Below are 23,506 nucleotides of genomic sequence, written 5' to 3' on the forward strand. Positions count from 1 at the left end.
TGTCATGACTATTGCCAACGATCCCATCGTTATCGTCAGCGCCGTCCGCACCCCGATGGGCGGTTTTCAGGGCGAACTGAAAAGCCTGAGCGCACCGCAACTCGGCGCTGTCGCGATCCGCGCGGCGGTCGAGCGCGCCGGCATCAACGCCGAATCGGTAGAAGAAGTGCTGTTCGGCTGCGTTCTGTCCGCAGGCCTCGGTCAGGCGCCAGCGCGTCAAGCCGCGCTGGGCGCCGGGCTGGATAAATCGACCCGTTGCACCACGCTGAACAAAATGTGCGGTTCGGGCATGGAAGCGGCGATTCTGGCCCACGACATGTTGGTGGCCGGTAGCGCCGACGTGGTGGTGGCGGGCGGCATGGAAAGCATGTCCAACGCGCCGTACCTGCTGGACCGCGCACGTAGCGGTTACCGCATGGGCCACGGTCGGGTGCTTGATCACATGTTCCTCGACGGCCTGGAAGATGCCTACGACAAGGGCCGCTTGATGGGCACCTTCGCCGAGGATTGCGCCGAAACCAACGGCTTCACCCGCGAGGCGCAGGACGCGTTTGCGGTCGCGTCGACCACCCGTGCGCAACAGGCAATCAAGGACGGCAGCTTCAACGCCGAGATCGTCCCGGTGTCGGTGATGGTCGGTAAAGAACAGGTGCTGATCAGCAACGATGAGCAGCCACCGAAAGCCAAGCTGGACAAAATCGCATCATTGAAACCGGCGTTCCGCGATGGCGGTACGGTGACGGCAGCGAACTCCAGTTCCATTTCCGACGGCGCGGCGGCATTGGTGCTGATGCGCCGTTCCGATGCCGAGAAACAAGGGCTGAAACCGCTGGCAGTGATTCACGGCCATGCCGCGTTTGCCGATACGCCGGGCCTGTTCCCGGTGGCGCCGGTGGGCGCGATCAAAAAACTGATGAAGAAAACCGGCTGGTCGCTGGATGAAGTTGAGCTGTTCGAAGTCAACGAAGCCTTCGCCGTGGTCAGTCTGGTGACGATGGCCAAACTGGAAATCCCGCACGAGAAGGTCAACGTTCACGGCGGCGCGTGCGCCTTGGGCCACCCGATCGGCGCATCCGGCGCACGGATCCTGGTGACCTTGCTCTCGGCCCTGCGCCAGAAAGGTCTGAAGCGTGGCGTTGCTGCGATCTGCATCGGCGGCGGTGAAGCCACGGCCATGGCTGTTGAGTGCCTGTTGTAGGAGCACGGCTTGCCGGCGATGGGGACTTTGAGGCCGCCATCGCGAGCAAGCTCAGCTCCTACGGGGCAGGTGGCATAGAAGTAACGTAGGAGCGCGGCTTGCCGGCGATGGGGGCCTTGAAATCGCCATCGCGAGCAAGCTCTGCTCCTACAGGGCTTATATTAAGGATTTGCCATGATTCCCAATGACGACCAACAACAAATTCGCGACATGGCCCGGCAATTCGCCGAGGAACGGCTGAAACCGTTCGCCGCCGAGTGGGACCGCGAACACCGCTTCCCCAAGGAGGCCATCGCTGAGATGGCCGACCTGGGCTTCTTTGGCATGCTGGTGCCTGAGCAGTGGGGCGGTTGCGACACCGGTTACCTGGCCTACGCCATGGCCCTGGAAGAAATCGCGGCCGGCGACGGCGCCTGCTCGACCATCATGAGCGTGCACAACTCGGTCGGTTGCGTGCCGATCCTGCACTACGGCAACGACGACCAGAAAGAGCGCTTCCTCAAGCCCCTGGCCAGCGGAGCGATGCTGGGTGCCTTTGCCCTGACCGAACCGCAGGCCGGTTCCGACGCCAGCGGCCTGAAAACCCGTGCGCGCCTGGAAGGCGATCACTACGTGCTCAACGGCTGCAAACAGTTCATCACCTCCGGGCAGAACGCCGGGGTGGTGATTGTGTTTGCCGTGACTGATCCAAGTGCCGGCAAGCGCGGTATTACCGCATTGATCGTGCCGACCGATTCGCCAGGCTATAAAGTCGCCCGGGTCGAAGACAAACTCGGCCAGCACGCGTCCGACACGTGCCAGATTCTGTTTGAAGACGTCAAAGTGCCGGTGGCCAACCGCTTGGGTGAGGAGGGTGAAGGTTACCGAATCGCCCTGGCCAACCTTGAAGGCGGCCGTGTCGGCATCGCCTCGCAATCGGTGGGCATGGCCCGTGCAGCGTTCGAAGCGGCCCGCGACTACGCCCGTGAGCGCGAGAGTTTCGGCAAACCGATCATCGAACATCAGGCTGTCGCGTTCCGCCTTGCCGACATGGCCACGCAAATTGCCGTGGCCCGGCAGATGGTGCATTACGCAGCGGCTTTGAGGGACAGCGGCAAACCGGCACTGGTCGAAGCCTCCATGGCCAAACTGTTTGCCTCGGAAATGGCTGAAAAAGTCTGCTCTTCGGCGTTGCAAACCCTCGGCGGTTACGGTTACTTGAATGACTTCCCGCTGGAGCGGATCTACCGCGACGTGCGGGTGTGCCAGATCTACGAAGGCACCAGCGATATTCAGCGCATGGTTATTTCGCGCAATCTTTGAGAAGGAGTCCCCTGTGAGCTACGAAACGATTTTGCTGGAAACCCACGGTCGCGTTGGCCTGATTACCCTGAACCGTCCGCAAGCGCTGAACGCGTTGAATGCGCAGATCGTCAGTGAACTGAACCACGCTCTCGATGGCCTGGAAGCCGATTCGAACATCGGCTGCATCGTGCTGACCGGCTCGAAAAAAGCCTTCGCCGCCGGTGCCGACATCAAGGAAATGGCCGAGCTGACCTACCCGCAGATTTACATCGACGACCTGTTCAGCGACAGCGACCGCGTGGCCAACCGCCGCAAGCCGATCATCGCGGCGGTCAATGGTTTTGCCTTGGGTGGTGGCTGTGAATTGGCGCTGATGTGCGACTTCATCCTGGCCGGCGACAACGCCAAATTTGGTCAGCCGGAAATCAACCTCGGCGTGCTGCCAGGCATGGGCGGCACTCAACGCCTGACTCGCGCAGTGGGCAAGGCCAAGGCCATGGAAATGTGCCTGAGCGGGCGTTTGATCGATGCCGTGGAAGCGGAGCGTTGCGGGATCGTCGCACGGATCGTTCCGGCGGATGAACTGTTGGAAGAAGCCCTGAAAGTCGCGGCGCTGATCGCGAAGAAGTCGCTGCCGATTGCAATGATGGTCAAGGAAAGCGTGAACCGCGCGTTTGAAGTGAGCCTGTCCGAAGGCGTGCGCTTTGAGCGTCGCGTGTTCCATGCAGCGTTTGCGACGCAGGATCAGAAAGAAGGGATGGCGGCGTTTATTGCCAAGCGTGAGGCGCAGTTCGTCGGTAAGTAATGCGGCGTTTTCGCTGACGCCATCGCGGGCAAGCCCGGCTCCCACAGGTTTGATCGTTCCCACGCAGAGCGTGGGAACGATCATCTTCACACTAGATAGTTTTTGAGCTCGCGGGCGATCACCATCCGCTGAATCTCGCTCGACCCTTCGTAGATCTGCGTAATTCGCGCATCCCGGTAGTACTTCTCCACCGGATAGTCTTCCAGGTAGCCATAACCGCCATGAATCTGAATGGCGGACGAGCAGACCTTTTCCGCTATTTCCGACGCAAACAGCTTGGCTTGTGACGCCTCCGACAGGCAGGGTTTGCCGGCCGTGCGCAGGCGTGCGGCGTGCAGGATCATCAACCGGGCGGCGTTCAATTGCATGTGCATGTCGGCGAGCATGTTGGCGATGCTCTGGTGTTCATTGATCGTTTTGCCGAACTGCACCCGATCCCGCGAATACGCCAGCGCCGCTTCAAACGCCGCACGAGCAATGCCCAACGCTTGCGCGGCAATTCCGATGCGGCCGCCTTCGAGGTTGGACAGGGCAATGGCCAGGCCTTTGCCGCGTTCGCCCAGCAGGTTCGCTTCGGGGATGGTGCAGTTATTCAGGGTGACCGCGCAGGTGTCCGAGGCACGAATGCCCATCTTGTGTTCGGTGCGATCGACGATGAAACCGGCGGTGTCGGTCGGCACCAGAAAGGCCGAAATGCCGCGTTTGCCCAGGTCCGGGTCAGTTACGGCAAACACAATCGCCAGTTTCGCCCGCTTGCCGTTGCTGACAAATTGCTTGGCGCCGTTGATCACCCACTGACCGTCGCGCAGTTCGGCGCGGGTGCGCAGGTTGTGCGCTTCGGAACCGGCTTGCGGTTCGGTCAGGCAGAAGCAGCCAATGGCCTGGCCGCTGGCCAGATCCGGCAACCACGTCTGTTTCTGTTCTTCAGTGCCGTAATTGAAGACCGGCCCGCAGCCTACCGAGTTGTGGATGCTCATCAGCGCACCGGTCGCGCCGTCGCCAGCGGAAATCTCTTCCACCGCCAAGGCGTAGGCGACGTAGTCGACGTAGGTGCCGCCCCATTCTTCGGGCACCACCATGCCCAGCAGGCCCAGTTCACCCATCTTCGCCACCAGGCCATCGTCAATCCAGCCAGCCTTTTCCCAGGCCTGGGCGTGGGGCGCGATTTCGCCACGGGCAAAGTCCCGGGCCATGTCGCGGATCATGACTTGCTCTTCACTCAATTCGATATCGTGCATGGCTCAGTTCCCGCTCTCATCAAACCCGCTGAAAAAACTCGCGACGTGCTCGGCGTCCAGCGCCTGCAAGGTCGGCGGGTTCCAGCGCGGGCTCTTGTCTTTGTCGATCAGCAACGCGCGCACGCCTTCGATCAGGTCGCCGCGCTCGAACCATTGACGGTCCAGGTGCAGCTCAAGGGCGAAGCAGTTTTCCAGACTCAAGTGCCGACCACGGCGCAGCATTTCCAGCGTCACGCCCATGGCCAGCGGCGAACGGCTGTCCAGCAGGTCGGCGGTGGTGAGTGCCCACTCATGGCTGTCGGCAAACGTCACTGTACGCAGTTGCTCAACAATACTCGGCACATCGGGCAGGGCGAAGAAATGGTCGATGGCCGGACGCAAAGCTTTTAGCGGCGCGTCGGGTAATTGCTGCACGGCGAGTGTGGCCAGCAGGTTTTGGAGGTCTTTGAGTGGCGTGTCGTGCCACTTCAGTTGATCGAGCTTTTCGTCCAGCAACGCCAGTTTGGCGCTGTCCAGATACCAGTCGGCCAGACCGCAATAGAGCGCGTCGGCGGCGCGAATCTGCACACCGCTGACACCGAGGTATATCCCCAGCTCGCCCGGAATGCGTGGCAGGAAGTAGCTGCCGCCGACATCCGGGAAATAACCGATGCCCACTTCCGGCATCGCCAGGCGACTTTTCTCGGTGACCACTCGCAGATCGGCGCCTTGCACCAGACCCATGCCGCCACCGAGGACAAAGCCGTCCATCAAGGCCAGTACGGGTTTGCTGTAATGGTGGATGGCGAGGTCGAGAGCGTATTCCTCGACGAAAAAATCCTGATGCAACGTGTCGCCGCTTTTGAAGCTGTCATACAGCGAGCGAATATCGCCGCCGGCACAGAAAGCCTTTTCACCAGCACCGCGCAAAACCACCGCGTGCACCTGTGAATCCAGCGCCCAGGCGTCGAGCTGACGTTGCAGGTTGCGCACCATGTCCAGGGTCAGGGCGTTGAGGCCGGCGGGGCGATTGAGGGTCAGGTGGCCAATGTGGTTGCGAACCTCGGCCAGCACTTCATTTTGCGTGGGGTCCATGGAGCCAGTCCCCGGAGAAGAAACCTGAGCAGTCATCACTAACTCCCTGCTTTTATTGTTCTTTATAGGATGCTCGCACGCGAGCGATCCCGGATCGTACCAGTGCAAATTTGCCCTGTACAACCCGGAATAATGCAGGTCGTCTTTGCATTAATGCATGGGAGGCATCTAAGGCCGACTGGAAAACACTTCACTGATACTGCGTCGTTTGGCGTGCAACTCGCTGGCATGGATAAGCTGTTCGAGGTCTTCAGGCGTGACGTCGATGAACGCGTCCATGTCCGCCAAGGCCAGTTTCAGATCCTGGGCGGTGATGGCCTGGCTGTCGATGGACGGAGGGCCGGCGGGTAATACGGCTACCGGTTCGGCGGCGCGTTTTGGGTAGCGAATGCGCGTCAGGTTGTTGTAGGCCAGGGCGCAGAACAGCATGGCGCAGGCGCCGAGCATCACCGGGCCGAGGGCTTTCCAGTCCATGGCAATGGTGGCCGGGTCGGCCAACACCAGGAGCAAGGCCAATGCGCCGGCTGGTGGGTGCAGGCAACGCAGCCAGCACATCAACACCAGCGCCATGCCGGCCGCAAGGCAAGCACTGCCCAGCGTGCGACCGAGCACGTGCGCAACCAATAACGAAACGACACCGGCGCTCAAGTAGCCGCCCAGAATCGACCATGGCTGGGCGAGGGCGCCGGAGGAGACGGCGAACAACAACACCGCCGATGCGCCCAGTGGTCCGATCAAATGCAGTGCTACCTCCATGCCGAATACCTGACCGCACAACCAGACGCTGAGCATCGTCCCAAGGGCCATGCCGATGGCGGCGCGGCTCCATTCGGAGGGGCGGGTGTTGATGGCGGCGGGCAACCAGCGAGCGAACATGATGAAATCAATCCGAAGACAAAAACGTGAGCAAAAAAAAAGGCTTGGCTGGGATACCCAGAAAGCCCTTGAAGTTGTTCCCACTATTGGGGGAGGAACGGGACACAGTTTGCCGCGCATTCCCGGCACTGACAAATTCATATTAATGAGCTTTCAGTGCACTAATTTTGCAGTATGGAGCCGCGTCGCCCACTCATGAAACACAGGCCGCCGCCCATCGCGGCCAATGCGCCCAGGGCATAGAACATCGTGGGTGCGGGCGTGTGCATCAGCAGGAAACCGCAGATCACCGGGCTCAACGCGCCGCCGAGCGCTGCGAGGTTCTGCGCGCCGTAATAGCTGCCGCGCAGTTCTTCCGGGGCGAGGGTGTCGACGAAGAGGAATTCGGCGGGGTAAATGATTATTTCGCCGAGGGTGAAGATGAACATCGCCACGCACCACGACACCAGACTGTCAGCCAGGCTGAAGCCAATCAACCCGACAATGAACAGGCCAGTGCCACCGACAATCCAGTAGCGCAATTGCTCGCGCTTGAGGAACCGGCCGATCTGGTATTGCAGCAGGATCACGCTGATGGCATTGCAGGCGAGCAGGGCGGCCATGATTTCCATGGTGTGCTTTGGGTTGCTGGTCGCCAGAAGGTACTGCGACAGATAAAAGGTAAAGCGGCCATGCACTACCGTGCTGAGCAAGCAGCCCCCGGTGAACATGATCAGGGTGCGATCGTTTTTCAGGGTGACCAGCGTCTTGAGGAAACTCTGGGCCTGACCGATGAGGGGAGCCGTGCCCGGGTCTTTCGCAATGCCGGTCATCAAGAACATGCTGAAAAAAGCGATGGCCGCCGCAATCAGGAATGGCGCGCTGGCACAAACGCTGGCGATCAACACACCGAGCATCGGCCCGACCGCGTAACCCATGTTGGTCAACGTATAGCTCAAGGAAAATGCCTTGGCGCGCTGGCCCACGGGCAGGTTGTCGCTGAGGATCGCCTTCGAGCCGATCAGGAATAACGATGATGCAGTTTCGGTGACAATTAATGTGAGGGTGGTCAGGTACAGGTTTTCAGCAAAGGTCAGCAGCACCAGGCCGACAGCGCTGGAGAGCATGGCGAGGATCAGCAATCGACGCTTCTCGAAGCGATCGATGATGTAGCCGCCGTAAAGAGAGAGCAGGGTGGCGACGAACACGGCGATACCCAGCAGCAAACCAACGTCTTGTTGGTTGAGGCCAAGCTTGTCGCTCACAAACAGCGTGAGCAAGGGGCTGGTGATGGCGCGGCTGACAACGATGGTCAGCGAGCAGATCAAAAGACGGCGAACAAGCGGAGAGTAAGCGACCACGGTGATGAATATCCCTATTCGATCAAGCCGGTTTCAGCTCGATCGTCGGCGCTACTTTAGCAGTCTCGCGATTGCGCGACTGCCTGAAATCCTCACTGTAAATGCAGCAGCACAAAATCATTCTTGTCGAATCGACCGCTCAGCACCGGTGGCAACGCACCGAATGCAGTGCCTTGCAGCGATTTATAGACGTTCAGGTCCATCATCAACCACGCAGGTCCCTTGAGGCTTTCCAGTTCCTGAGGCGACTCAGTGAAAACCGGATGCAGGTCCTGTTTGATGTTGACCATGAACTTGATGGCCTTGGCGTCTTTACCCATGCCGTGCATAACCAGCGGCGCCGGATCCTTCTGCACCTGTTCAAACACCTCGCGACTGAACGTCCGGGTGTCGTAGAGCTGTCGCTGGACAGGCTCGAATTGCAGGATATAAAACGACCACAGTGCCAGAACCGCACAAAGCGCCAATGTCTGCGCTCGCCATTGCGGGCGCTTGAGTGCCACCAGGGCAACCACTTGCAGCAAGCCAAGAACGACAAACAGCGAAGGGTGATGCGCAACCTGGTCAGGAAATTTTCGCTGCAAGACAACCAAGCCAATAATCAGAAGGCCAGGCATCAGCAACCAAAGACTCTGGATCAACCCCCGCAACCAATGGAACAAGCGCCCATGAGCAACCTGAAACGGGTACGCCGCCACAATCGCCGCCATGGGCAGCATCGGCAGCAGGTAGCGGGCCTTTTTTGCCTGAGGCACGGAAAGGCCGATCATCACGATCAACCCGGCCGCGACGCAGTACTGCACCAGGCGCAATGCCGGGCCAGCCTCCCTCGGGCGTGACAGCACGACGGCAATCAGCACAAGTACGGCCAAGGGCCACGCCAGGGCATAGTTGCCTACCGAGCTGGTGAAGTAATACAGCGCGTCGTTGGAGCCTTCGGTGCCGTCCATGCGTCCCGTGAACTGCATGCGAATCACTTCCTGCAAAAACGCCGGGCCACCACTGACATCCGCCAGCCATAGCAACACGCCAATGCAGGCCACCAGCAGGACCGATGCCAACAGACCGAAGACAAACAGTCTGCGCCATTGGCGATCGAGCAGGAAATAGCTGCAGAGCACGCCGGTGGGAATCACCAGGCCGATAGGCCCGCGAATCCAGAAACCCAGCGCCAGCAAGGCAAAGATCAGCACCCATCGACGCGGCGCGCCAAAATGATCGGCGGCGTAGCCCAGATAAAACACCGCAAACGCTACCGCTGCGAGCATCAAGTCCAGGGACACGGCCCGGGCTTCGGTAATGAAGGTGAAGGTCAGCAGCATCATGGCGATGCTCAACACCGCCCAACGCGTGGAATAGGGCGCCAGCAGGCGGTACATCAATGTCACGATGACCGCTGCGGCGATAGCGCTCGGGAGCCATGCGCTCAGGCTGTTGACCTGCCCGAAAGGCAAGGAAAGCAGCCAGATAAACACGGTCGACAGCCCCGAGTAATCGGCATAGGGCTGGCCATAGGTCGTCGGAAAAAACGACGGCCCGTTGCGCAGCATCTCCTGGGCGAACAGCACAAAGCGCGAATCGAAACCGATGGCCGCCTGGTGAGACATCCCGGCACAGAACAACAACAGCGCCAACAGCCCGAACGCCAGGGACTGTTGGCGGATGCGTGGGTACATGGCGATTACGCGTCCACGGCGTTGCTGGACCATTGCTGATACGGAATCGGCAGGTTGCGCGATTCGCCACGGCCCATCGGGAAGTACTTGAAGCCGTTGCGTGCCATACGGTCTGCGTCGTACAGGTTACGGCCGTCGAAAATCACTGGTGCGTTCAGGCGCTGCTGGATCAGGTCGAAGTCTGGCGCCTTGAACTGTTGCCATTCGGTGCAGACGATCAGTGCGTCGGCACCGGTCAATACCGATTCCGGCGTGCCCATGAGCATCAGCTTCGATTCATTCGGATAGAGCTTTTGAGTTTCCTGCATGGCTTCCGGGTCGAAAGCACGCACATTGGCGCCCGCAGCCCATAGCGATTCCAGCAGTACCCGGCTCGGCGCATCGCGCATGTCATCGGTGTTGGGTTTGAACGCCAGGCCCCATACGGCAAAGGTCTTGCCCCGCAGATCACCGCGATAGAACGCCTTGACCCGTTCGAACAGCTTGTGCTTCTGGCGCTCGTTGATGGCTTCCACCGCTTGCAGCAGGTCGCTGGAACAGTGCGCTTCCTGGGCGCTGTGAATCAGCGCGCGCATGTCTTTGGGGAAACACGAACCGCCATAACCGCAGCCGGGGTAGATGAAGTGGTAACCGATACGCGAGTCGGCGCCGATGCCCAGGCGCACCGATTCGATGTCGGCGCCCAGGTGCTCGGCCAGTTCGGCGATCTGGTTGATGAAGCTGATCTTGGTCGCCAGCATGCAGTTGGCGGCGTACTTGGTCAGCTCGGCGCTGCGCAGGTCCATGAACATGACACGGTCGTGGTTGCGGTTGAACGGTGCATAGAGGTCGCGCATGACTTCGCGGACTTCGTCACGTTCACAGCCAATGATGATCCGGTCCGGGCGCCGGCAGTCGGCCACGGCCGAGCCTTCTTTGAGAAATTCGGGGTTGGAGACGATATCGAACTGCAAATCGCGGCCGATCTTCGCAAGACATTTGTCGATATGCGCGCGCAATGCGTCGCCGGTGCCTACCGGTACCGTGGATTTCTCCACCAGAATCGCCGGCTGTTCGCGATGGCGTGCTACCGCATCGCCCACCGACATCACGTAGCTCAGGTCCGCCGAGCCATCGTCCTGGGACGGTGTACCCACCGCAATGAACAGGACCTGGCCATGTTGCACGGCGAATTTTTCATCGCTGGTGAATTGTAGGCGTTTGGCGTCCAGGCTTTCGCGCACCAGGCTGGCCAGCCCCGGTTCGAAAATGCTGACATGGCCTTGTTGCAGCAATTCGACTTTTTTCTCGTCAATGTCCATGCAGACCACGTCGTGGCCGACTTCAGCCAGGACGGCCGCTTGCACCAGACCAACGTAACCACTACCAAATACACTGATTTTCATGAAGCACTCCTGATTTCGGGCGCGCGAACTGAACGAGAGTTAATGACGATGACCCCGAGCATGACCAAAGCCACCCCGACGGTCTTTGAAAGACTGAATGATTCGTTGAACACTGGCAGGCTGGCGGCCAGCAAGTACACCAGCGCGTAGCTGATGCTCAGCAGCGAATAGGCCCGGCCCAGCGGCACGTCACGCAGGGCGGCCAGCCAGCAGAGCATCGAGAGGGCGTAGGCCACAATCGCGCTCAGCACGACCGCCACCGCGACCAGATCGATGCTGGAAGACAACACGTTTTCCGGAGACGGCAGGCGCGTCATGCTCCAGCGCATGCCCAATTGCGCGGCGCTGACCAGCAGCACGCTGCCCATGGCGAAGGTGATTCCGCGACGCAGGCTCATGCGTGTTGCCCCAGCAGAACCACGCCACCGATCACCAGTGCCACCCCGAACCAGTGCTGGCGGTCGATCGTTTCATGGAAAACAAAACGGGCGACCAGCGTGACCAACACAAAGTTGAGGCTGAGCATCGGGTAGGCAATGCCGACTTCAAGGCGCTGCAACACCAGCAGCCAAACCAGCAAGCCCAACCCCAACGAGACAAGCGCCAGCCACAACCACGGCGAGCGCAGCTTGTCGGCCCATCCCGAGGTCTGGCCACGCCAGCTCTCTACGGCGTATTTCTGAGCAATCTGTCCCAGGCATGTCAGTAGGCACGCAACCAGTACCAACAGCAGGCTCACGGTGCCTCCTTAGGGAAAATCAGAATGACGAGGTTGCCTTGTTCATAGCGTTTACCGTCCTTGGGCAACAGATCGATTTCCTGCAATTCCTCGTCACCCTTCACCCGCATGACCACACCGACCGAGCCGCTTCGGCGGGCGTCGCTCATCCACTGCTGAACCTGGCCGACAGTGACCAGCTTCTGTGCCGAGTCAGGGTAGGCAAGACCGTATTTCAATTCGCCTATCGTGTTGTACAGCGCCACGTCCGGGTGCTTCATGCGCCAGGCCAGCGCGGAAGCGGCGCCGAGATCGTTGCTCAACAGTTTGTCGGTCTGTGCCAGCTCATCCATGTGATGGAGGATGAATTGGTCGGGCGTCTTGTTGGCGACCACCGAATTGGGCAAGCCGGCCGGAATCAAACCGATCAGCAGCAGACTGCCAAATGCCGGTGCGGCCCAGCATTGCAACGGTCTAAAGGCTTGCAGCAGGTTGGCCATGATCCAGCCAATCAAACCGATGAACACCAACACCAGGTTGTGCAGTTCATGGTCATACAGCGGCTTTTTCAGTTGCAGGTAGACCAGGGCAATCAGGGTGACCAGGCCCAGCACCAGGTTCAGCAAGCCGTTGATGCCCAGCAGGCGACCCTGTTCCAGCTTCAATCGGTCGGCCAGTGCGTTCCCCAGCAGCAGGGCCAAGGGCAGCAGGCACGGCAGTATGTAACTCGGCAATTTGCCTTTGCTGATGCTGAAAAACACCAGCGGAATGACCATCCACAGCAACAGGAAACCGATGCTGGCCTGGCGGCGGGTTTGCCACGCCTGTTTCAACGCCGATGGCAACAGCGCCACCCACGGCAAGCTGAAGGCGACCAACAGCGGCAGGTAGTACCACCACGGCTCGCTATGTTGAGCGTCGTCGCCGGCAAAGCGGCGAATGTGCTCGTGCCAGAAGAAGAACCGCCAGTAATCGGGCTCCTGCGAGTGAACGGCCAACACCCACGGCAGGCTCACCACAATGGCCACGACAATCGCAACCGGGCCGTAGATCAGCAGTTCTTTCCAGCGTTTTTGCCAAATCATGTAGGGCAGGGCCACCAGCACCGGCAGCAACCAGGCGAGGAACCCCTTGGTCATGAAGCCCATGCCGCAGGCCAGTCCCAGAACTGCCCAGCCGAACAGTCGCTGACGGCCGACGCTGTCCAGGGCAAACCACAGGCCGACCACGCTCAGGTTGACCCAAAAGGTGAATTGCGGATCCAGGTTGGCATACCCGGCATGACCGGCGATGACGCTGAAACTCATGTACAGCAGTGCGCAGGCAAAACTCTTGCGCGGATCGTTCCACAGTCGGCGGGCGATCAGGAAACACAGCAACACGCTCAGGCCCATGCTCAGCGCCGAGGCAAACCGAACGCCAAACAGGTTCTGACCAAACAGCGCCTGGCTGGCAGCGATCATCCAGTAACCAGCCGCCGGTTTTTCGAAATAGCGCACGCTCATGAAATGCGGCGATACCCAATTGCCGCTCAGGAGCATGTCCTGACTGATCTGCGCGTAGCGGGTTTCGTCTGGAATCCACAAGCCATGGGTACCCAGTGGCAGCAGATACGCCAAGGCGAAAAGGACCAGCAATAGGGGAAGAGCCCAGCGTTTGCTCATGCGCCTTGCACTCCCAGCCAGCCTTCGCGGCCGTCAAGGGCACCACGTAGCACACGTCCTGTGGGCAAGGTGTTGAGAGCGTCCGGGAGCAGATCGCCCAAGGGCTGGAAATGAATGTCACGCTGGCGTGCATCGGCCAGCAGCTGACGGAAATCGTTGGCCATCAGAATCCCTTCTACTTCTGCATGAATGGTGTAGACATTGAGTTGTTCAGGGGTAAAGCGATCAAGAATGAAGGCGTTGAAGTCATTGGCGGCGACCGTCGGGCCGACCACCTCGTCGAAGGTCGGCAAGTCCACCGGTATCTGAGGTGCACCTAAACCACCACCGGCCAGGATCGGCTGAAACAGACTCTGTCCGCGACAATCGCTGTTGTAGCGAAAGCCGAACGTCTCTTTGGCTTCGATCACACGCTCGTCCGCGCGCCAACCGGCAGCGGCTGAACAGTCGACCTTTTGCCCAAGGATGTCGCTGAGCGTGTCGACGCCCCGGCGGATCTGTTCGATCAACTGTGCGTCGCTCCAGCGTCCGGCGTTGGCCTGCCAGCCATGGTGATCCCAAGCGTGCAGGCCGACTTCATGCCCGGCAGCCTGGGCCTGGCGCATCAAATGCCCCAGGTCACGGCCGATCGGTTTGCCTGGCCAGGCGGTGCCGGCCAGCAAAATATCCCAGCCGTACAGCCCGGCAGCATTGGAACGGAGCATTTTCCAGAGGAATTGCGGACGGATCAGGCGCCACAAGTGGCGCCCCATGTTGTCCGGTCCGACACTGAAGAAAAACGTCGCCTTGACTTGCGCTTCATCGAGGAGTTCCAGCAGCCGGGGCACCCCCTCACGGGTGCCTCGGTAGGTGTCGACATCGATTCGAAGGCCTGCCTGCATTAACGCTTGTCCGCGATTTCGAGCATGGCTTCACGCAGGAAGAAGTCCAGCGTGTTGCCAATGGTCTCGCTCATTTCCACCGTTGGCGTCCAGTCCAGCAGGCGCTTGGCGTTGGCGATGCTCGGTTTGCGGTGGGACACGTCCTGGTAACCGGTGCCGTAGAACGCCTTGCTCTCGATGTCGCGGAAACCGGCGAACGGAGGGAAGTTGCTGCGCAGCGGGTGAGCTTCGAACTGACGCAGCAGCTCTTCGCCCAGTTGACGGATGCTGGCCTCGTTTTCCGGGTTGCCGATGTTGATGATCTGGCCGTTGCAGACATCGTTGTCGTTGTCGATGATGCGTGCCAGCGCTTCAACACCGTCAGCAATGTCGGTGAAGCAGCGTTTTTGCTCGCCGCCGTCGAACAGGCGAATCGGCGTGCCTTCCACCAGGTTCAGGATCAGCTGGGTAATGGCGCGGGAGCTGCCGATACGAGCCGAATCCAGACGGTCCAGACGTGGACCCATCCAGTTGAATGGACGGAACAGGGTGAAGTTCAGGCCTTTCTGGCCGTAGGCCCAGATCACGCGGTCAAGCAGTTGCTTGGAGACCGAGTAGATCCAGCGTTGCTTGTTGATCGGGCCGACGACGAGGTTGGAGGTGTCTTCGTCGAAGTTCGGGTCCTGGCACATGCCATAGACTTCCGAGGTCGACGGGAAGATCACGCGCTTGTTGTATTTGACGCAGTAGCGAACCAGTTTCAGGTTTTCTTCGAAGTCCAGTTCGAATACGCGCAGCGGGTTGCGGGTGTATTCGATTGGCGTGGCAATCGCCACCAGCGGCAGGACCACGTCGCACTTCTTGATGTGATACTCGATCCACTCGGAGTGAATGCTGATATCGCCTTCGACGAAGTGGAAGTTCGGGTGGCTGCGCAGGCGCTCGATAGCGTCCGAGCCGATGTCCAGGCCATAAACCTCATAGCGGTCGTCACGCAGCAGGCGCTCGGACAAGTGATTGCCGATGAAGCCGTTGACGCCCAGGATCAGCACGCGGGTACGGCGTGGTGCACGACCGGATTCGGCACCGCGCAGTACGGAGCCGTCGACCAGGCCCAATTCGTTGGCCAGTTGCGGGCCGCTCAGGTAAAGACCGTTGTCATTGCGCTGACCGGCGGTGATCACCAGCGAGTCTTCGCCGCAAGCGATGCGCAGAGGGTCGACGCTGATGACGCGACCCGGCGCCAGGCCTTCATTGCCCTTGGCTACTTCAGCATTCCAGACGATCAGCTTGTGCTCGCCCACGTCGCAGAAAGCGCCCGGGTAAGGTTGGGTCACGGCGCGGACCAGGTTGAACAGTTCTTCTGCCGGCTTTTTCCAGAACAGCTTGCCATCGGCAGGTGTGCGGCGACCAAACACCGTGGCTTTGGATTCGTCCTGGGCCGTTTCGGTGACTTTGCCTTGCAGCAAGGCGGGCAGGGTGTCGCGCAGCAAGTCGGTGGCGGCCAGGCGCAACTTGCCGTGCAGGGTCAGGGCGGTATCGCTGCGCTCGATGGCAACTTTTTGCTGGGCGATGATCGCGCCTGCGTCGGCGCGCTTGACCATACGGTGCAAGGTCACGCCGGTTTCGGTCTCACCGTTCACCAGTACCCAGTTGGCCGGCGCGCGGCCACGGTAGCTTGGCAGCAACGAACCGTGCAGGTTGAATGCGCCTTTGCGGGCGGTGGCCAGCAGCGGTTCGGTCAGCAGGTTGCGGTAGTAGAACGAGAACAGGTAATCCGGGTCGAGTTTGGCGATGCGCTCGATCCACAGCGGATGGTTGGCGTCTTCAGGGGCATGAACCGGGATGCCTTTTCGCGCACACAACTGGGCAACGGAACCGTAGAAGGCGTTTTCTTTGGGATCATCGGCATGAGTAAACACGGCGGCAATTTCAATGCCGGACGCAAGCAGGGATTCGATACCGGCACAGCCAATATCGTGGTAGGCGAAGACAACAGCTTTTGCACTCATGAGAGAACCTGATCTGAAGAAGTGGAAGTGAGACCGTCAACGGTGACAACGGGGGCGGGCGCGGCGGGTTGGCTGCGCAAGACTTTTTCGACAAAGAAACGAGGGCGGGCACGGACATCGCTGTACATGCGTCCCAGGTACTCGCCCAACAGTCCCATACCGATGAATTGCCCACCGGTGAACACGAACAGCACGGCAAACAGTACAAACGAACCGTCGCCGGCCCATTCAGCGCCAAACACCAGGCGCAAGAAAATCAATGTCATGGCAAACAGCACACCCAGACCGGCCATGGCGAAGCCGATGATGCTCAGCAGGCGCAATGGCGTGGTGGTCATGCAGGTAATCAGGTCGAACATCAGGTTGACCAGGCGCATGGGGCTGTACTTGGATTCGCCGTGTTCACGTTCGGCATGCATCACCAGGATTTCCGTGGTGTGCCGGGCAAAACTGTTGGCCAGGATCGGGATGAAGGTGCTGCGTTCGCGGCAGGCCAGCATCGCGTCGACGATGGTGCGGCGGTAAGCACGCAGCATGCAGCCGTAATCGCTCATGGCAACGCCGGTCGAGCGCTGAACGGCGAGGTTGATCAGCTTCGAAGGCCAGCGGCGCAGGGCCGAGTCCTGACGGTTGTTGCGCACCGTGGCGACCACGTCATAACCGAGTTCGGCCTGGGCCACCAGTCGCGGAATTTCTTCAGGCGGGTTTTGCAGGTCGGCATCGAGGGTGATGACGACATCACCTTTGCAATGCTCGAAGCCCGCCATGATCGCCGCGTGTTGGCCATAGTTGCGGTTGAGAATGACCGCGACCACTTTGCTGCCTTCGCGATTGGCAGCGTCCTCGAGGATTTGCGCCGAATCGTCGCGGCTGCCGTCATCCACCAACACGATTTCGTATTCATGGTGCAACTGCTCACACGCCGCTTCAGTACGTCGAAGCAACTCGGGCAGGCTGTCTTGCTCGTTGTAGACCGGGATAACAACCGATACGCAATTGATTGGGTAAGGTTTCACTGAGCTCTGTCCATAACGTTTTCAATGGCATCGACCACACGATTGACATCATCGTTGGTCATGTCCGGGAACAAGGGAATCGAACATAGCCGCGCCGAGTTCCATTCGGTGTTGGGCAAATAAATGTTCGGGAAACGCTGACGATAATACGTGTGCAGGTGTGTGGCTATAAAGTGGATGCCGGTGCCGATGTTTTGCTCCTGCAAACCCTTCATGAACGCTTCACGGTCCAGCCCGCAGCGCTCGGGATCGATGCGCAGGATGAACAGGTGCCAGGCGTGTTGTTGCGGGTAGGTCGGCACCGCGAGCGGCTGCACGGCGCTGCCTTCCAGGCGTTGCAGGTACGTGCGTGCCAGTTCGGTGCGTTTGGCGTTGATGTCGTCCAGGCGCTCCAGCTGTACCAGTGCGATGGCGGCATTGATGTCGGCCAGGTTGTATTTGAAACCCGGCTCCATCACCTGTGCCTGAGGTTTGCGGCCGTGAGTCATGCGGTCGTAAGCATCGACGCCGAGGCCATGAAACTTGAGCATGCGCACCCGGCTGGCCAGCGCTTCGTCGTCGGTGACGAACATCGCACCCTCGGCGCAGGTCATATTCTTGATAGCGTGGAACGAGAAGATGGCCGTGCCTGTCGAACCGACGTGTCGACCTTTGTAGAAGGTGCCGGCGGCGTGGGCGGCGTCTTCGATGACGGCGATACCGTGTTTGTCGGCCAACGCATAGAGCGGGTCGAGATCGAAGGCAGCGCCGGCGTAGTGCACCGGAATGATGGCCTTGGTGCGCGGGGTGATGGCCGCCTCGATGCTGGTGGCATCACTCATCAGTGTGTCGCGGTCAACGTCGACGAACACTGGCGTGGCGCCCAGCAGGCAGATCATGTTGGCGGTGGACACCCATGTCTGGGACGGGGTAATGACTTCGTCGCCCGGACCAATGCCCAGTGCCAGCAAGGTGATGTGCATGCCACCGGTGGCCGAAGAAAGTGCAACGGCATGCCGGCAGCCAACATAGTTGGCGAATTGCTCTTCCAATTGCTGGTTTTTCGGCCCGGTAGTGATCCAGCCGGAGCGCAATACTTGCTCTACGGCTGCAATTTCTTCATCGCCGATACTCGGGCGGGAGAAGGGGAGAAACGCCTGACTCATGGGCACCTCGGGCTGAAATGAACGGACATAAATACCGGATGTGTTGGATCCAAGGCAAGCGTAGACGATAAAAAATTAGCTGCTTCAATCAGTTACCGAAACTGCGTGATAAACCGCATCAATTGACTTTTTTTGTTCCGGTCGGCACGTTGGAGCCCTGTGAGGGACAGTCGCGACTCGTTGAGGGTATGCGCATTTTCGTGAAAGGAACATGAAAACCCGGTTGGCAATTCGTTTATCTGAGCGTCATACAGGCACTGTTCAGACTCGTGCCGTTCATCGCGGTTTTTAGAGGGAAAGTCCTACGGAAGTCTCCATTTTAGATGAAGGATATTTCAACCCTTAGTTGCTTTACTGCATCGTTTTCACAAGGCCGTTTCGTTTGATTGACTTACCTGTTACCCATCCTGTTGCTACAAAGACCAATCCGTTGACCCTGTACCTGGCCCGGCTCGCGCCCTCCAGTCAGTTGACCATGCGATATGTTTTGCAGGATGCCGCGGATCGCCTGGGTTTCGAAGACGTGAACATCGAGGAGATCCCCTGGCATCAGCTGCAGCCGGAAAATGTCATTGCGCTAGTGGCTGCGTTGCGCGAAGACGGCTACGCCCCCAATACATCATCGCTGTACGTTAACGCGGTGCGCGGGGTGATGAACGAGGCGTGGCGTATGAGCCTGATCAGTCAGGAGCATCTGCTGAAAATGCGCTCGGTCAAAGGGATTGCCGGCACCCGGTTGTCCCAGGGGCGTAACTTGCGGCGCACGCTGATCCAGGAGTTGATGGCGGTGTGTGCCGCCGATCCCCGGCCACAAGGGTTGCGGGACGCAGCGATCATCGGGATTTTGTACGGTTCGGGCATGCGCAAGTCGGAGTCGGTGAACCTGGACCTGTCACAGGTCGATTTTGCCGAGCGCAGCCTGCGGGTCACCGCCAAGGGCAACAAGCAATTGATCAAGTACGCACCCGCCTGGGCCTTCACCAAACTGGAGGCCTGGCTGGCGTTTCGTCGTTCACAGCTCAAGGAGGGCGAAGTGGACGACCCGTTTCTGTTCAATCGGATCCGGCGTGGCAGCCATATCACCCGCGAGCGCGTGACCAAGCATGCGATCTATTACATTGCGCGCCAGCGCGGTGCCGAGGTGGGTGTGAAGATCATGCCGCATGATTTTCGGCGCTCATTCATCACTCGCGTGATCGAGGAGCACGATTTGTCCATTGCCCAGAAACTGGCGCATCACAGCAATATCCAGACGACCGCCAATTACGATGTGCGCGACGACAACGAGCGGCGACGCGCAGTGGATCGCTTTGATCTTTAAAACAGGCCGGTTACGACTCGCTGAACACGTGGGCATGGCCGATGGTCGAGACATGCACCGCGCTGCCGGCAGGCGGCGCGTACATACCTGAACTGCGTACCGTTAATGACCGACCCGACTGTTCCCCCAAGACCGGGGTCTGCAATTCCACGGTTAATGTGCAGGTATTGCCACTGAAGTCCCGGTCGGTGACCACGGCGCGGCACCCGGCCACTTCGTCGGGGCTGGGATGGATGCTGACGAGTTGCAGTTGCTCGGGGCGCAGCATGATTTGCGCCGATTTGTTGTTGCGGTGGTTGTTCACCGGTATCCGGCCGAGGTCGCAATGGGCCCAGCCGGCTTCGATTCTGGCAGGCATGACCACGGCATCCCCGAGAAACAGCGCGGTTTGCTCATCGTCGGGGTAGCGATAGAGATCCAGCGGGTGGCCTGACTGCACGAGCCGGCCATCACGCATCACGGCCAGTTGATCGGCAAATGACAACGCTTCGCTTTGGTCATGAGTGACCAGGATGGTGGTGACACCGGCATCGGACAACAGTCGGGCGACCATCTTGCGCATGGCGCTTCGAAGACCGGTATCGAGGGCGGAAAAAGGCTCATCGAGCAGCATCAAGCGTGGCTGCTGGGCTAACGCCCGCGCCAGGGCCACACGTTGCTGCTGGCCGCCGGAGAGTTCGTGGGGCCAACGGTTGGCCATGCTCTTGTCCAGCGCCACACTGTCCATCAGTTCAGCGATGCGTTCGTTTTTTTCGTGGCCCTTTTTCGACAGGCCGAAACCGATATTGGCGGCCACGGTCATGTGCGGGAACAGGGCACCGTCCTGGGGGACGTAGCCGATCAGGCGCTGATGGGCCGGCACCTCGTGGGTGTCGTCGACGAGTGTCTGGCCATTGATTGAAAGACGGCCCGTGTCCGGGAACTCGAAGCCGGCAATCATCCGCAACAGGGTGGTTTTGCCTGAACCGGACGGGCCGACAATCACCGTTCGGCTGCCGTTGGGCACCGACAGGTTGATGCTCTCCAGCGCCTTTTGGTCGCCATAGGACTTGGAAATGGCATGCAGTTCAAGTGCGTTCATCGGCCAGCCGTTCGTTTGGATTGGTGATAAAGAAGCCCGGTCAACGGAAGTGACAGCAGGATCATCAACAGCGCATAGGGCGCAGCCGCGGCATAGTCGATTTCGCTGGTCATGGCCCAGAAACCGGTGGCCAGGGTGCGCGTCCCATTGGGCGCGAGCAACAGGGTGGCGGTGAGTTCATTGGTAATCGCCAGAAACACCAGCGCTGCTCCAGCGGCGGCACCCGGTGCGGCCAGGCGCAAGGTGATCAGCCACAAGGCCCGACCGGGCGAGCGGCCGAGGCTGCGCGCGATGTTTTCCAGCTCTACCGGCGCCTGGGCAATACCCGCGCGCAAACTCACCAGCGCCCGAGGCAAGAACATCAGCAAATACGCCAGCAGCACGGTGATCGTAGTCTGGTAAATCGGCCGCGCAAAGTGGATGGTGACGGTCACCAGGGCCAGCGCGACGACAATCCCCGGCAACGAACTGGTGATGTAGTTGCAGCTTTCCAGTACCCGTTGCAACCGTCCCGGCGAGCGAATTGACAGCCAGGCAATCGGAATCGCAGCGCAGGTCGTCAGAACCGCGCCCGCCGCGCCAAGCTGCAATGTCTGTTGCAGTGCCGGCATCAATTCGTCCAGTTCCCAGACCTGTGTGCCGCCCGCCATCAGCCACTTGCCCAGCGTGATCAACGGCACACCCAGTGCCAGCGTGCAGGTGATGATTTGCAGCAGCAGGCCAAGTGTTTTGGCTAGCGAACCCAAGCGCACAACCCGCTGTGCGCGCGCGCTTCCCGACCCCACCCGGGCATAACGCGCCGTTCCGCGAGCGGCGGATTCGGCGGTCAGCATCGCCAGGCAACACAGGGCCAGCACACTGGCCAGCATGTTGGCGGCCGGGCCGTTGAAGGTGGATTTGAACTGGTCGAAGATCGCGGTGGTGAAGGTGTCGAAGCGAATCATCGCGTACAGGCCATATTCGGCCAGCAAGTGCAGGCCCACCAACAACGCTCCGCCACAAATGGCCAGACGCAGTTGCGGCAGCACCACACGAAAGAACACCGCCCAGGGCTTGAGCCCCAGCGATTCGGCGACGTCTTCGATGGCCGGGTCGAGCCGGCGCAAGGTGGCGGCGATTGGCAGGTACAGGAACGGGAAGTAGGCGATGACCGAGACCAGGACGCCGGCAAACAGCCCATGTATCGGTGGCACCAGGCTCACCCACGCATAGCTGTGTACGAACGCCGGTACGGCCAGCGGCGCCGTCGCCAGCAGCGACCACCCGCGTCGACCCGGCAGGTTGGTGCGTTCTGTCAGCCAGGCCAGCGCCAGGCCCAGCATGATGCATAAAGGAATAGTGATCAGCACCAGCAGCACGGTGTTGAACAGTAATTCAGCGACCCGAGGTCGAAAGACCAGCGGCACGATGGCCGCCCAGCCTGTCTGGATCGACACACCGAGTACGAAGGCAATCGGTAACAGCGACAGGAGCGAGACCAGTATGGACAAACTGATCACCCACGCGCCGCCGCGACCTGCGAAGACACCACGGGCGCGTCGTCGCAAGTTCGAGGGCATCGCCGTGGCGACACCCCCTGGCAGGGTTTCTGGCATCAATTAGAGCAATCCCGCCTGAGTCATCAGCTCCACGGCTTTTTTGCTGTCGAGTTTTGAGGCATCGACTGCTGGCGCGTCCAGCTGCTGCAAAGGCACCAGTTTAGGGTTGGAGGGTGCGTTTTTACCCACGGCGTACTCGAACGACTTACCGGTTTCGAGGACTTTCTGGCCTTCTTTACCGGTGATCCATTTCAGGAACGCCTGTGCTTCTTCCTTGTGTTTGCTGGAGGCCAGAACGCCGCCACCGGAAACACTGACAAAGGCACCCGGGTCTTTATGTTTGAAGTAGTACAGGGCGGTGTTCTTGCTGTTTTCGCCGGTCTTGGCCTGATCGCCGTAGCTGTAATAGTGGTAAATCACGCCGCTGTCGACCTGGCCGGCATTGACTGCCTTGAGTACGGCGCTGTTGCCGCGATAAATCGTGGCGTTGGCTTTCAACCCTTTAAGCCATTCGAGGGTAGCTGCTTCGCCCTTGAGTTCGAGCACGGCGGCGACGATGGCCTGGAAGTCGGCGCCGGCCGGCGACGCGCCCCAACGGCCTTTCCAGTTTGGCCCGGCGAGGTCCATCAGCGACTTGGGCAAATCGGCTTCAGGCAGCATGCTCGGGTTGTACACGAACACCGTGGAGCGCGCGGCGATCCCGATCCATTTGCCATGCGCCGGACGATAAGCTGATTCGACTTGTTCCAGCGTGGTCGGCGCTACCGGAGCAAGGAGCCCGGCCTTGTCGACCAGCACCATGGCCGGGGAGTTTTCGGTCAGGAACACATCGGCCGGGGAGGCGGCGCCTTCCTGTACGATCTGGTTGCCCATCTCGGTGTCGTCGCCGTTGCGCAAGGTGACCGGGATCCCTGTTTCCTGAGTGAAACCCTCGACCCAGGCCTTGGTCAGGCTTTCGTGTTGGGCGTTGTAGACCACGATACCGGCGGTATCAGCGGCATACACGTGCCCGGCGGCCAGCAGTGCAGTGCTTAGCAGTGCGGATTTGAGGAACGAAGGGATCGAGGGCGTCATTCTGGGGGGCTGCTCCTGTTCTTTTTTAGAAGTCATGCACGCCGATTCACCTGTCAATCAATGCGAATCATTTGCATGCTTTGAGTCGGCAGGGAATGTAGAGCGCTAAATGAGAAAAAAACGTCAAAGAAACCGTTAATACATGTCATTTCCATTCAGGTTAGCATTCCTTTGGCCCCTTGCCCTTGATCGATGTCAAAC

The 23,506-nt window shown here is 59.9% G+C and carries 20 protein-coding genes; 4 read left to right on the top strand and 16 right to left on the bottom strand.

Annotated features, from left to right (window positions below; all coding sequences use genetic code 11):
* The first annotated feature begins 4 nt into the window (after positions 1 to 4).
* From LOY55_RS15300 to LOY55_RS15310, 3 genes are all read left to right on the top strand, one after another.
* Complete coding sequence (locus LOY55_RS15300) at positions 5 to 1,198, top strand: acetyl-CoA C-acyltransferase (protein ID WP_109784798.1); 1,194 nt, start codon at positions 5 to 7, stop codon at positions 1,196 to 1,198.
* A 174-nt stretch (positions 1,199 to 1,372) separates the two neighbouring features.
* Positions 1,373 to 2,500, top strand: a complete 1,128-nt coding sequence (locus LOY55_RS15305; protein WP_046027328.1) for an acyl-CoA dehydrogenase — start codon at positions 1,373 to 1,375, stop codon at positions 2,498 to 2,500.
* Positions 2,501 to 2,513: 13 nt separating this feature from the next.
* Positions 2,514 to 3,287 (top strand): enoyl-CoA hydratase, encoded by a 774-nt coding sequence (locus tag LOY55_RS15310; RefSeq protein WP_077430195.1) that lies wholly within the window; start codon positions 2,514 to 2,516, stop codon positions 3,285 to 3,287.
* A gap of 86 nt (positions 3,288 to 3,373) precedes the next feature.
* Here the strand turns inward: LOY55_RS15310 and LOY55_RS15315 are convergent, their stop codons facing one another.
* The 13 genes from LOY55_RS15315 to arnB form a co-directional block, all read right to left on the bottom strand.
* Positions 3,374 to 4,525, bottom strand: a complete 1,152-nt coding sequence (locus LOY55_RS15315) for an acyl-CoA dehydrogenase family protein (protein WP_077430194.1) — start codon at positions 4,523 to 4,525, stop codon at positions 3,374 to 3,376.
* A gap of 3 nt (positions 4,526 to 4,528) precedes the next feature.
* Positions 4,529 to 5,635 carry an enoyl-CoA hydratase/isomerase family protein gene (locus LOY55_RS15320; protein WP_258668287.1) on the bottom strand — a complete coding sequence of 369 codons (1,107 nt, stop codon included), beginning with the start codon at positions 5,633 to 5,635 and terminating at the stop codon, positions 4,529 to 4,531.
* 132 nt (positions 5,636 to 5,767) lie between these two features.
* The gene (locus LOY55_RS15325; RefSeq protein ID WP_223525304.1) at positions 5,768 to 6,475 is read right to left on the bottom strand and encodes an HPP family protein; all 708 of its coding nucleotides are present in this window, start codon (positions 6,473 to 6,475) and stop codon (positions 5,768 to 5,770) included.
* A gap of 161 nt (positions 6,476 to 6,636) precedes the next feature.
* Positions 6,637 to 7,815 (bottom strand): MFS transporter, encoded by a 1,179-nt coding sequence (locus tag LOY55_RS15330; RefSeq protein WP_109784801.1) that lies wholly within the window; start codon positions 7,813 to 7,815, stop codon positions 6,637 to 6,639.
* 92 nt (positions 7,816 to 7,907) lie between these two features.
* Positions 7,908 to 9,491, bottom strand: a complete 1,584-nt coding sequence (locus tag LOY55_RS15335; RefSeq protein WP_109784802.1) for a glycosyltransferase family 39 protein — start codon at positions 9,489 to 9,491, stop codon at positions 7,908 to 7,910.
* Positions 9,492 to 9,496: 5 nt separating this feature from the next.
* Positions 9,497 to 10,876: a UDP-glucose/GDP-mannose dehydrogenase family protein gene (locus LOY55_RS15340; protein ID WP_109784803.1), complete on the bottom strand. Its 1,380-nt coding sequence runs from the start codon at positions 10,874 to 10,876 to the stop codon at positions 9,497 to 9,499.
* Positions 10,873 to 11,274 (bottom strand): 4-amino-4-deoxy-L-arabinose-phosphoundecaprenol flippase subunit ArnF, encoded by a 402-nt coding sequence (gene arnF, locus LOY55_RS15345; protein ID WP_109784804.1) that lies wholly within the window; start codon positions 11,272 to 11,274, stop codon positions 10,873 to 10,875. The genes LOY55_RS15340 and arnF overlap by 4 nt, the downstream gene beginning before the upstream one ends.
* Complete coding sequence (arnE, locus tag LOY55_RS15350) at positions 11,271 to 11,615, bottom strand: 4-amino-4-deoxy-L-arabinose-phosphoundecaprenol flippase subunit ArnE (RefSeq protein ID WP_109784805.1); 345 nt, start codon at positions 11,613 to 11,615, stop codon at positions 11,271 to 11,273. The genes arnF and arnE overlap by 4 nt, the downstream gene beginning before the upstream one ends.
* Positions 11,612 to 13,258, bottom strand: a complete 1,647-nt coding sequence (gene arnT, locus LOY55_RS15355) for a lipid IV(A) 4-amino-4-deoxy-L-arabinosyltransferase (RefSeq protein ID WP_109784806.1) — start codon at positions 13,256 to 13,258, stop codon at positions 11,612 to 11,614. The genes arnE and arnT overlap by 4 nt, the downstream gene beginning before the upstream one ends.
* Positions 13,255 to 14,139: a 4-deoxy-4-formamido-L-arabinose-phosphoundecaprenol deformylase gene (gene arnD / locus LOY55_RS15360; RefSeq protein WP_109784807.1), complete on the bottom strand. Its 885-nt coding sequence runs from the start codon at positions 14,137 to 14,139 to the stop codon at positions 13,255 to 13,257. The genes arnT and arnD overlap by 4 nt, the downstream gene beginning before the upstream one ends.
* On the bottom strand, positions 14,139 to 16,130 hold the full coding sequence (arnA, locus tag LOY55_RS15365) for a bifunctional UDP-4-amino-4-deoxy-L-arabinose formyltransferase/UDP-glucuronic acid oxidase ArnA (RefSeq protein WP_109784808.1): 1,992 nt from the start codon (positions 16,128 to 16,130) through the stop codon (positions 14,139 to 14,141). Before arnA ends, arnD begins: the two co-directional genes overlap by 1 nt.
* Positions 16,127 to 17,146 carry an undecaprenyl-phosphate 4-deoxy-4-formamido-L-arabinose transferase gene (arnC, locus tag LOY55_RS15370; RefSeq protein WP_109784809.1) on the bottom strand — a complete coding sequence of 340 codons (1,020 nt, stop codon included), beginning with the start codon at positions 17,144 to 17,146 and terminating at the stop codon, positions 16,127 to 16,129. The genes arnA and arnC overlap by 4 nt, the downstream gene beginning before the upstream one ends.
* Positions 17,143 to 18,291 carry a UDP-4-amino-4-deoxy-L-arabinose aminotransferase gene (gene arnB, locus LOY55_RS15375; RefSeq protein WP_109784810.1) on the bottom strand — a complete coding sequence of 383 codons (1,149 nt, stop codon included), beginning with the start codon at positions 18,289 to 18,291 and terminating at the stop codon, positions 17,143 to 17,145. Before arnB ends, arnC begins: the two co-directional genes overlap by 4 nt.
* A 382-nt stretch (positions 18,292 to 18,673) precedes the next feature.
* Here arnB and xerC point away from each other — a divergent pair, with 382 nt between their 5' ends.
* Entirely contained in the window at positions 18,674 to 19,612 is a 939-nt protein-coding gene (xerC, locus tag LOY55_RS15380) for a tyrosine recombinase XerC (RefSeq protein WP_408980989.1), read from the top strand.
* 10 nt (positions 19,613 to 19,622) lie between these two features.
* On the opposite strand, the gene LOY55_RS15385 is transcribed toward xerC, so the two are convergent.
* The 3 genes from LOY55_RS15385 to LOY55_RS15395 are packed head-to-tail and all read right to left on the bottom strand — an operon-like array spanning position 19,623 to position 23,305.
* Entirely contained in the window at positions 19,623 to 20,693 is a 1,071-nt protein-coding gene (locus LOY55_RS15385; RefSeq protein ID WP_109784812.1) for an ABC transporter ATP-binding protein, read from the bottom strand.
* Positions 20,690 to 22,288, bottom strand: coding sequence for an iron ABC transporter permease (locus tag LOY55_RS15390; protein WP_109784813.1), 1,599 nt, complete (start codon positions 22,286 to 22,288; stop codon positions 20,690 to 20,692). Before LOY55_RS15390 ends, LOY55_RS15385 begins: the two co-directional genes overlap by 4 nt.
* 3 nt (positions 22,289 to 22,291) lie before the next feature.
* Positions 22,292 to 23,305, bottom strand: coding sequence for an iron ABC transporter substrate-binding protein (locus LOY55_RS15395; RefSeq protein WP_109784814.1), 1,014 nt, complete (start codon positions 23,303 to 23,305; stop codon positions 22,292 to 22,294).
* Between the last annotated feature and the right edge of the window lie 201 nt (positions 23,306 to 23,506).

It is taken from the genome of Pseudomonas sp. B21-040 (genome assembly GCF_024748695.1).
Lineage (GTDB): Bacteria > Pseudomonadota > Gammaproteobacteria > Pseudomonadales > Pseudomonadaceae > Aquipseudomonas.

Excerpts from the sequence above, each read along its gene's own strand:
- LOY55_RS15320 (WP_258668287.1), bottom strand. The coding sequence starts at position 5,635 with ATGACTGCTCAGGTTTCTTCTCCGGGGACTGGCTCCATGGACCCCACG.
- LOY55_RS15385 (WP_109784812.1), bottom strand. The coding sequence starts at position 20,693 with ATGAACGCACTTGAACTGCATGCCATTTCCAAGTCCTATGGCGACCAA.
- LOY55_RS15305 (WP_046027328.1), top strand. The coding sequence starts at position 1,373 with ATGATTCCCAATGACGACCAACAACAAATTCGCGACATGGCCCGGCAA.
- LOY55_RS15315 (WP_077430194.1), bottom strand. The coding sequence starts at position 4,525 with ATGCACGATATCGAATTGAGTGAAGAGCAAGTCATGATCCGCGACATG.
- LOY55_RS15390 (WP_109784813.1), bottom strand. The coding sequence starts at position 22,288 with ATGCCAGAAACCCTGCCAGGGGGTGTCGCCACGGCGATGCCCTCGAAC.
- arnA (WP_109784808.1), bottom strand. The coding sequence starts at position 16,130 with ATGAGTGCAAAAGCTGTTGTCTTCGCCTACCACGATATTGGCTGTGCC.
- arnT (WP_109784806.1), bottom strand. The coding sequence starts at position 13,258 with ATGAGCAAACGCTGGGCTCTTCCCCTATTGCTGGTCCTTTTCGCCTTG.
- LOY55_RS15395 (WP_109784814.1), bottom strand. The coding sequence starts at position 23,305 with ATGACGCCCTCGATCCCTTCGTTCCTCAAATCCGCACTGCTAAGCACT.
- LOY55_RS15300 (WP_109784798.1), top strand. The coding sequence starts at position 5 with ATGACTATTGCCAACGATCCCATCGTTATCGTCAGCGCCGTCCGCACC.
- arnF (WP_109784804.1), bottom strand. The coding sequence starts at position 11,274 with ATGAGCCTGCGTCGCGGAATCACCTTCGCCATGGGCAGCGTGCTGCTG.
- LOY55_RS15335 (WP_109784802.1), bottom strand. The coding sequence starts at position 9,491 with ATGTACCCACGCATCCGCCAACAGTCCCTGGCGTTCGGGCTGTTGGCG.
- arnD (WP_109784807.1), bottom strand. The coding sequence starts at position 14,139 with ATGCAGGCAGGCCTTCGAATCGATGTCGACACCTACCGAGGCACCCGT.
- LOY55_RS15340 (WP_109784803.1), bottom strand. The coding sequence starts at position 10,876 with ATGAAAATCAGTGTATTTGGTAGTGGTTACGTTGGTCTGGTGCAAGCG.
- arnB (WP_109784810.1), bottom strand. The coding sequence starts at position 18,291 with ATGAGTCAGGCGTTTCTCCCCTTCTCCCGCCCGAGTATCGGCGATGAA.
- LOY55_RS15325 (WP_223525304.1), bottom strand. The coding sequence starts at position 6,475 with ATGTTCGCTCGCTGGTTGCCCGCCGCCATCAACACCCGCCCCTCCGAA.